Genomic DNA, 8,359 nt, shown 5'->3' with positions numbered 1-8,359 from the left:
AGCGCGACACCTTGGAGCAATGGTTGAAAAAGTACGATTTTAGTATGCCCTGATCACACGTGCTATCAGTATCTTGAAAAAGGCAACCTTTTTAAGAAGTGGCATCAAGCTTGACCTCTGCTGTCAAATCTGTAGACATTAACTTGAGAGATTTTAATCAATAAATAGTCTGGTCTGGTCAGATCGATGTGAACCGCCCCGACTTTATCGGAGAGTGATTTACTTGAGTCAGGCAGCGATGCCTGACAGGGTTAAATTATCATAATACCGCTTTTCAAACTCAAAGGGTGACACATATCCAATCGTGCCATGTAAACGGGTTTTATTAAACCAGTCCACCCACTCAAGGGTTGCCAGTTCAACATCGTTCACACCAGTCCAGTTCTGCTTTAAATAGTCAATTACTTCAGATTTATAGAGTCCATTGACCGTTTCAGCCAGTGCATTGTCGTATGAATCACCTGTTGTACCAACAGAAGCAATCACGCCGCAGTCCGTCATCTTATCGGTATAGCGAATAGATAAGTACTGAACCCCTCGATCACTGTGATGAATCACATCTTTGGGATTGTTTCTATCTGTTATCGCTTGATTTAATGCTGCCATTACCATATCGGTATTCATACGATTAGATACTTTCCAGCCGACGATAGCGCGAGCAAACACATCAATAACAAAAGCGGTATTCGCCCAGCCGCTTATCGTCTTGATATAGGTAAAGTCTGCCACCCAGAGCTGGTTAGGGCGATGAGCGCTAAAGTTACGATTAACCAAGTCATCAGCACGCTTTTGATCATCACGGCTGTGAGTTGTTATTTTACCCTTACCGCGCCAGACACCTTGTAGGCCATGCTGTCTCATTAAACGCTCTATGGTACAACGAGCAACCTTTAACCCATCAGCTTTCATCTGCTGCCAGACTTTACGCGCACCATAACGGCATTTGCTGTCAGTCCAGATGCGTCTGATTTCACTGATGTAAAAGTCGTCATGCTGACTGCGAAGGGAACGCTTCTCAGGGCAATCCTCCAAGTCTTTAGCACGATAATAAGTTGACGGGGCAATCGGTAATACTCTACAGATCAGCTCGACCCCATAAAGATGTTTATTGTCGTCGATGAATTGAATCATGATTTTAGTCAGCGGTCGAGCTCCGCCTGGGCGAAAAAAGCCGCAGCCTTTCTGATGATTTCATTAGCTTGCTTGAGCTCTTTATTCTCGCGTTCAAGCTCTTTGATGCGTTCTTTGTCGCTTTGCGCTTGCACTGAGGCAGGAATAGTTTGATCGATGTGTTTTTTATGCCATGATCGTAGGGTTTCAGGCGTACAGCCAATCTTAGGGGCAATGGCTTGAATGGCTGACCATGTAGAGGGATAGTCGTTTTCTGCTTCGATCAGCATGCGAACGGCGCGTTCTTTAATCTCAGGAGTGTAGGTTTGTCTTTTCATTGTCGTATTCTCTCAGAATGTTGAGTCTCCGACAATCTCGGGGCGGTTCAATGGGACTGTCTGTGGCTAGCAAGTACAAAAGATGAAAACTAAATGGGGTAGCTGCAATATCGAGCAATGGCGAATATTACTTAATCTTGAATTGGCTAAAAAGCCCTTCCCGGTTTAGAGTATATTATCGTGCATGAGTTATTACACTTTAAGGAACGATAGCACAACGATAGATTTAAAGCATTATTAGATACACACATATCTGACTGGAGATCGAGACGTGACTTACTTGATCGGTTGCCTGTAGGTCAAAATGACTGGCAACAGCGAGAGTAGTATCTTATTGTCTGATCAGATATATAGATTCGCTACTTTTAAGCTAGATATAGGCTGGCTTGAGATTTGTCAGATGCTAACCACCTCATTAGTGCGGTTATAAGAATATCAATATCATAAATTCATATACGATGTGACTGATTTTTATAGAAGTAAAAAAGGTTGCCAACACTATATTGTGCATAGTGTTAGCAACCTTTCTTTAATTGGTATTTTACTTAGTTGATGTGCTTAATATTGGGGTTTGTCAATACCGGGGTTTGATTGTTAAAAACGATACAACCTTAAGGTTCAGTTAAGGTTGCTCCTTTATCATGCTTCCATGATGTTAATCGTGCTAAAAGCTTTTAGCCATTTGGAGACAGCTGATGTCATTATCTATTGATAGCACTCATACCTTGCAGAATGTTCTAAATACGACCTTCTATATTGAAGCCGTTAAGCCAATGTCAATATTGGAGGTGCAAGGAATACCTTCATCCCTATATATACGCGCCAGCACTCAAATTCCAATAGCGACATCGCCTACTTCATATACTCAAAATCAAGATGCCCAAGCATTCATCAAACAAATATATGAGTACATCCATCACGCTAGATTAAGCTACTTTATGCCTATTTTGTTTTCAGGTTTTGCCGATATGCCATCCTATGGCGATTGGTTATCCGCTGACGATGATACTTTGCCCGCGTTTAAAGGCACGAGCGTTGCTATCGGTCTAAAACCTATCTGTGAAGATAAGATATTTTTAGAGCAGTATTTAAACACGCCAATACAAAATGAGATCAGTAGAGTAGCAGGCGAGCTAGTCAATCGTCAGCGCATTTTTGAGATTGGCAATTTAGCATCAGGTTGTGCTGGTAGCGCGCGGCTTATGATAGCATTTTTGGTGTTTTATTTATCTACCCCTACCCTGAATCCTACGACTCATGAATACCAAACCAAAGCAGACTGGGTAGTGTGTACTGGCACCGATGCTGTGCGACATATATTGGCGCATATGGGCATTCGCAGCCATGTTATTGCCAAGGCCACTGCAGAAGCGCTAGAAGACCCTGAGCAAGTATCATCATGGGGCCATTACTATCAGCACAACCCTTTGGTGGTCGCCATCAATGTGGCAGATGCTAAGCGGGTATGCGCCCCTCATTATCGCTATAACGAAACGTTAGAGATGAATTATGCCACTCGTTTGACGCTAAATAAGATAACCGTTTAATACTCATTCATTAGCTTACCATCAACCAATAACACTGCACCACTACAAGACAGTGAGAATAACATGAAACCCATTTATACCGCGATATGTGAGCATGCCCGTCAGTCACCTATGCAAGTGGCGATACAGACGATAGACAATGACAAAACGATCAGTCTGACTTATGGCCAGCTTCAACGCACGTTGTCGGTGCTCCATGAGACATTAGACATATGGCAAGGCAAGCGTGTCGCTTTATATACCCATAATGATATAGATTGGATCATACTCGATTTGGCATTGAGTACCGTCGGCGCGGTCGTTGTGCCAATCCCCTTATTCTTTAGTGCATCACAAATTGCGCACTTACTACAAGATGCGCAGATAGAGACGGTATATGTTGGAGCTAGTTTAACAATGCCAATCATAGACAATATGGATCATTGGGTGATCGCTGATACACCAGAGACAAAAGCCATTAAGTCTGAGCAGGCGACTCATATCAAAGGTAGCTTTTATCAACTTACTGACACTATCATTGACCCTAGCCTTACCTCTCAAAATTCCTCTACTGCCAACGATTTTTGCAAAGTGACTTACACCTCAGGCAGTACTGGTATGCCAAAAGGCGTATGTTTGGGTCAAGATACTTTGATGCGTATTGTTGAGTCGTTATCGGGTGCGCTAGCTGACACCTTGAAAAATGACGCTGCTAACACTTCAGAAGTTACCGAGACCACAAGCAAATTTAGTCATTTGAGCGTGTTGCCTTTTGCCACTTTGTTAGAAAACGTGGCAGGCGTCTACGTGAGCCTATACATGGGCCGTACTTTGGTGACAGGGCAAATTGATCAATTTGGTTTGCTATCCAATCAAGCCTTTGATGCCGAGCGGCTGATAAAAACCGTACGAACCCATGATATCGCCAGTGTTATTTTATTACCACAAATGCTAAAAGCCATTTGCGAGCAAATGGCAGCTAATGAAAAATCCCAAATTTGCACAAGCACTAGTGGCGAGTGTACGCCTAGTATTGCTTTGCCATCCTTAAGATTTATGGCAGTAGGCGGCGGCAAAGTTTCACCCAAATTATTACAAGATGCTAACACCTTAAACTTGCCTGTCTATGAGGGCTATGGCTTGTCTGAATGTGGCTCTGTGGTCAGTCTAAATACGCCTAAAGCAAAGCGCGCAGGCAGCGTGGGCAAACCTATGCCTCATGCATCGGTCAGCATCGCAGCCAGTGGCGAAGTGATGGTCACGGGCAATGCGATGCAAGGCTACCTAAACCATGATAATAGCAACGAAGACCATGGCATCATTGCCACAGGGGATATCGGTCATCTAGATGACGACGGCTATTTATACATCACGGGTCGACGCAAAAACGTGCTTATTAGTAGTTTTGGCCGAAATATCTCGCCTGAATGGGTAGAAGCGCAGCTCTCAACGCAGCCTATTATCTATCAGGTGGCGGTACTCGGAGATGGTGAGCCTCATCTATCTGCGGTGATAGTCGCCAACCCTAACGCGACATCAGCAGATAACAGTGATTTACAATCTGCTATCAAACAAGCACTAAATATCGTAAACCAAACCTTGCCTGACTATGCTCGTATCAAACAGTGGCATCTAGCCGAGCTACCTTTCAGCACTGACAATGGATTATTAACCGATAACGGTAAATTGCGACGACTACAAATTCTTGAGACTTATAAATCAGCACTCGGCTTATAACGGACACTCTCACCAGCAGCACAACAGACTCTATTACTAAGCTTTTAATAAAACATAGTAGGAAAAATGCCGTTGACCGTTTAGATAGTACATAAATAGACCAAACCTAAATAGATCAAAGCTAGCCGTTAGCCTACATATATTTTTACCACTTATCGTTATAGGACAGCATTATGCAAACCACTCTTATGCTAAATGATTTGATAAAAAGTGACGTTATCGAAATTGACACTCCTGAGGTACTAACCTCTCAAGTGTCTGCCAGCGTATCATTACCTAAGACCTCTGATATTTTAACGGCCTTAAAAACCCATGGTTGGATGTTACTTCGAGGTCATCACTACGATGTGGACACGTTTAGTCAGTTGATGAGTCAACTGTGTCAGACCTTAACCTATGATCCTGCCCGTCAAAACATCACTTCTGAAGCCCAAAAAGTGGACGCAGGTGCGCATGCTATTGGACTACATATCGAAAATGGCAATACGCCGATGCCACCTGATGTCATTGCCTTTTTTAGTGAGTTAAGCGCCAAAAAAGGCTCACAAACAACGATATGTGATGGATATGCTGTGTATCAAGCACTATCACCTGAGCTAAAAGCCACTTTTAGTCAGCCGATGCGTATCAGTCGCTATTTACCTCAAGCAATTTGGCAAAATTACGTGGCTACTGCGACCGGCAGAACAGATGCCGCTGATCAAATAAGCTTGGATGATTTAGATAAATTTATCGCTGCGACGACGAGCAAGACGTTAACGCATCATGTAGAGCCTCAGACAGATGGCGGCGTTCGGTACGTGTTACAGGTACCTGCTATCCGAGAGGACAACTTAAGCGGGCAGTTCGCCTTTGCAAACACATTACTTGGGCCATCATTTAACTATGAAAAACCTAAGTTCACCCTAGCGAATAGTCAAAGCGTTGATGATGAGCTAATAGCCAAGCTGACTCGAATCTGTGAAGTGCATACTCAAGAAATTGCGTGGCAAAATGGTGATGTGGTGATACTAGACAACAAACGCATCATGCATGGTCGTCGACAAATTGACGTGCCCTTAGCAGAGCGTAAGCTGTATATTGCGATGGGTCTTGGAATTAAGCATGGCATTAATCACTCAGACGATTAGCAACAGCGCATATCACTACAATCCGTGCTTCAATAATCCATGCTTTAATAATAATTGTTCAACAAGGATGCGATATCATGACACTACCTAATGGTCAATCAGCCCTAATACAGTCTACCCTGCAATACACCATACTAATTGGTGCCACGGGTGGTATCGGACAAGAGATCGCACGGCAATTATGTGCCAATAATCGACCGGTAATCTTGATCGGGCGTAACAATCAAACCTTGACGCATTTAGTGGATGAGTTGACCAAAGACTATCCTGATGTCCCGCTTCTGTCTCATACATGTGACTTAAGCTCGCAGGCGTCGCAATCGCTACTGTTAGAGGGGCTGGGTGAAATGACACAAGGCCATGGAAACGTCATTGATACTGTCATACTCAATGCAGGTATCAATGACTTTGCATTACTCACGGATCAAAGTGATGATACGATCGAACAGATGATGTTGGTCAATGTGGCGTATCCACTACAGCTCATAAAAAGACTACTGCCTATCTTGATAGCACAGCATAGTCCGAGCCAAATAATCAGTGTTGGCTCAACCTTTGGCAGTATTGGCTACCCAGGTTTTAGTGCTTATAGCGCTAGCAAGTTTGCCTTACGCGGCGCAAGTGAAGCGTTAGGCCGCGAGTATGCCGACACCTCAGTGGAGTTTCGATATTTTGCGCCTAGAGCCACCAAGACCACCATGAATAAAGATGCAGTCGTCGCCATGAATGAGGCATTGAAAGTGAAAATGGACTCGCCTAAGACCGTCGCAAAAGCGTTGATTCACTTTATATCAACCAAGCAGGCGCATCAGCATTTGGGGTTTCCCGAGCGTTTTTTTGCATGGCTCAATCGACTGTTTCCCAACATTGTTGGCAATGCCATTGTCAAAGACCTACCCACCATCAAACAATACGCTAAAAAAGGACAGTAACCAGTTAGGTTGTCATGGAGTGAGTATGTTGTTAAATGGCCACGCCAAATAAGCGGCCAATCAATGAGGTTGCTACCATAGCTAGTACCCCCCAAACTACTACTCTAGTAGTAGCAGGAACAACAGGCGCACCGCCCAAACGAGCAGAGATGATCCCAAGTAGCATTAAGCCTACTATCGTCAAAGAGGCCAGTGACCAAACCAGTGTTTCCGCTGGTAATAGTAGTATCCCAATGATCGGTAGTATCGCCCCCGCTATAAATGATAGTCCAGAGGCAACTGATGCATGAATAGGCTTCGCTTCACTAAGATCCGTTAAGCCTATCTCATCACGAGCATGAGCCTCCAGGGCATTGTGCTCAGTCAAGCTTACGGCCACTTGATGTGCCAAATCATGCTCAAGTCCACGCGCTTCATAAATTTTTGTGAGCTCTATTAGCTCACGCTCAGCATTATGCGTCAGCTCATGTCTCTCTTTATCGAGATCCGCCTTTTCGGTATCCGCTTGTGATGAGACAGAAATATACTCGCCAGCCGCCATCGACAACGCACCTGCGGTCAACGCGGCCATGCCAGTCAACAGCAATGTCTGACTGCTTGGGCTGGCAGCCGCTACCCCAACCAATAAACTGGCTGTCGAAATCAAACCATCATTCGCACCCAGCACTGCTGCCCTCAACCAATGATTGCGATTGCTCAAATGTGCTTCGTCATGAATAGAATAATGATGCATAAAATCCTTAAAAGGTATAGACACGGATTGGTATATCCTAGTGTAGCTTATAATATCACTGCAGTTTATACCGCTTGATACTATAACGCTCCATACATAGTCATTTGAACGGTCAATCGAATTGCCAATTAAATAGTCACTTGACTTGTTTCATCATCAATAATCTATAGCTAGTCAATACAAAAACCAATGTCTGACTACTTGCATAAAATAACAGCAACGGTAATGCTCGACTGTCAGATCCCACCATAAACACATGGATGCTAATAAGCATATAAGCTGTAAAGGTCAAAAAGTGTAGCCATCGCCACACTGATTGACCAATATACTTCTTAATATAGAAACTGAATGCACAGATAAATAACAGCCAAAACCCCATCTGTCCCAATGCCACGCCCACCCGATCAGTCTGGAAACCAAAAGGTACTAAAATCTGCCATATATGCAGATTTAGATAGTTATCCGCCAATAAAATACCAGCATGAAAAGCGGCAAAGCCTACCGCTATCAGACTTAAATACTGATGCAAGGCAAATACCCTAGCCGCATTAAAATGCTTTCCTAAGCGTGTACTCAGTAATAAACCAAAAACCACTGCCAGCCAAAATAAAGCATAAGCAATCACACCACTTGCCCGTGATAAATACCAAAAATGCTTATCTGTGGCGGTCAGTAGTTGTGAGACCGTCTCTCCCCACATCAATAGCATGTAGCTGCCGACTCCGATGGCAATACTCAAAATCAATACAATCCACATAACCTGAACAAGAAGCGACGTATTAGAAGTAGCCTGGCTGTGAGTAAGATTGTCTGTATGCATGACGATACTCCTATGAATGCATCTACTTAATAT

8 protein-coding genes and 1 other annotated feature are annotated in these 8,359 nt (G+C 43.7%); of the genes, 5 read left to right on the top strand and 3 right to left on the bottom strand.

The window, feature by feature from the left end:
• Positions 1–228: 228 nt before the first annotated feature.
• A protein-coding gene (locus JMY00_RS09660) for an IS3 family transposase (protein WP_156916427.1) occupies positions 229–1,448 on the bottom strand; the annotation gives its coding sequence in 2 pieces (ribosomal slippage) (positions 229–1,163 and positions 1,163–1,448; 1,221 coding nt in all).
• Positions 1,057–1,173 (bottom strand) — a sequence feature (AL1L pseudoknot). (Overlaps the previous gene by 117 nt.)
• Positions 1,449–1,530: 82 nt before the next feature.
• Here JMY00_RS09660 and JMY00_RS13625 point away from each other — a divergent pair.
• The 5 genes from JMY00_RS13625 to JMY00_RS09635 all read left to right on the top strand — a co-directional run bounded on the left by JMY00_RS13625 (position 1,531) and on the right by JMY00_RS09635 (position 6,773).
• On the top strand, positions 1,531–1,617 hold the full coding sequence (locus JMY00_RS13625) for a DUF45 domain-containing protein (protein ID WP_240990549.1): 87 nt from the start codon (positions 1,531–1,533) through the stop codon (positions 1,615–1,617).
• A 526-nt stretch (positions 1,618–2,143) separates the two neighbouring features.
• Positions 2,144–2,995, top strand: coding sequence for a thermostable hemolysin (locus JMY00_RS09650; RefSeq protein WP_025653052.1), 852 nt, complete (start codon positions 2,144–2,146; stop codon positions 2,993–2,995).
• A gap of 63 nt (positions 2,996–3,058) precedes the next feature.
• Positions 3,059–4,711 carry an AMP-binding protein gene (locus JMY00_RS09645; RefSeq protein ID WP_025653053.1) on the top strand — a complete coding sequence of 551 codons (1,653 nt, stop codon included), beginning with the start codon at positions 3,059–3,061 and terminating at the stop codon, positions 4,709–4,711.
• 173 nt (positions 4,712–4,884) lie between these two features.
• Positions 4,885–5,841 carry a TauD/TfdA family dioxygenase gene (locus JMY00_RS09640; protein WP_025653054.1) on the top strand — a complete coding sequence of 319 codons (957 nt, stop codon included), beginning with the start codon at positions 4,885–4,887 and terminating at the stop codon, positions 5,839–5,841.
• Positions 5,842–5,918: 77 nt separating this feature from the next.
• Positions 5,919–6,773, top strand: a complete 855-nt coding sequence (locus JMY00_RS09635) for an SDR family oxidoreductase (RefSeq protein WP_201580015.1) — start codon at positions 5,919–5,921, stop codon at positions 6,771–6,773.
• Between the two features lie 31 nt (positions 6,774–6,804).
• Here JMY00_RS09635 and JMY00_RS09630 read toward each other — a convergent pair whose 3' ends face one another.
• Positions 6,805–7,506, bottom strand: coding sequence for a VIT family protein (locus JMY00_RS09630; RefSeq protein ID WP_025653056.1), 702 nt, complete (start codon positions 7,504–7,506; stop codon positions 6,805–6,807).
• A 136-nt stretch (positions 7,507–7,642) separates the two neighbouring features.
• Positions 7,643–8,326: a hypothetical protein gene (locus tag JMY00_RS09625; RefSeq protein ID WP_025653057.1), complete on the bottom strand. Its 684-nt coding sequence runs from the start codon at positions 8,324–8,326 to the stop codon at positions 7,643–7,645.
• Positions 8,327–8,359: the final 33 nt, after the last annotated feature.

The sequence above is a fragment of the Psychrobacter sp. Pi2-52 genome, from assembly GCF_904846705.1.
GTDB lineage: Bacteria > Pseudomonadota > Gammaproteobacteria > Pseudomonadales > Moraxellaceae > Psychrobacter.
Note: the sequence above shows the minus strand (reverse complement) of the source record. Positions and strands in the feature narration are given on the sequence as shown.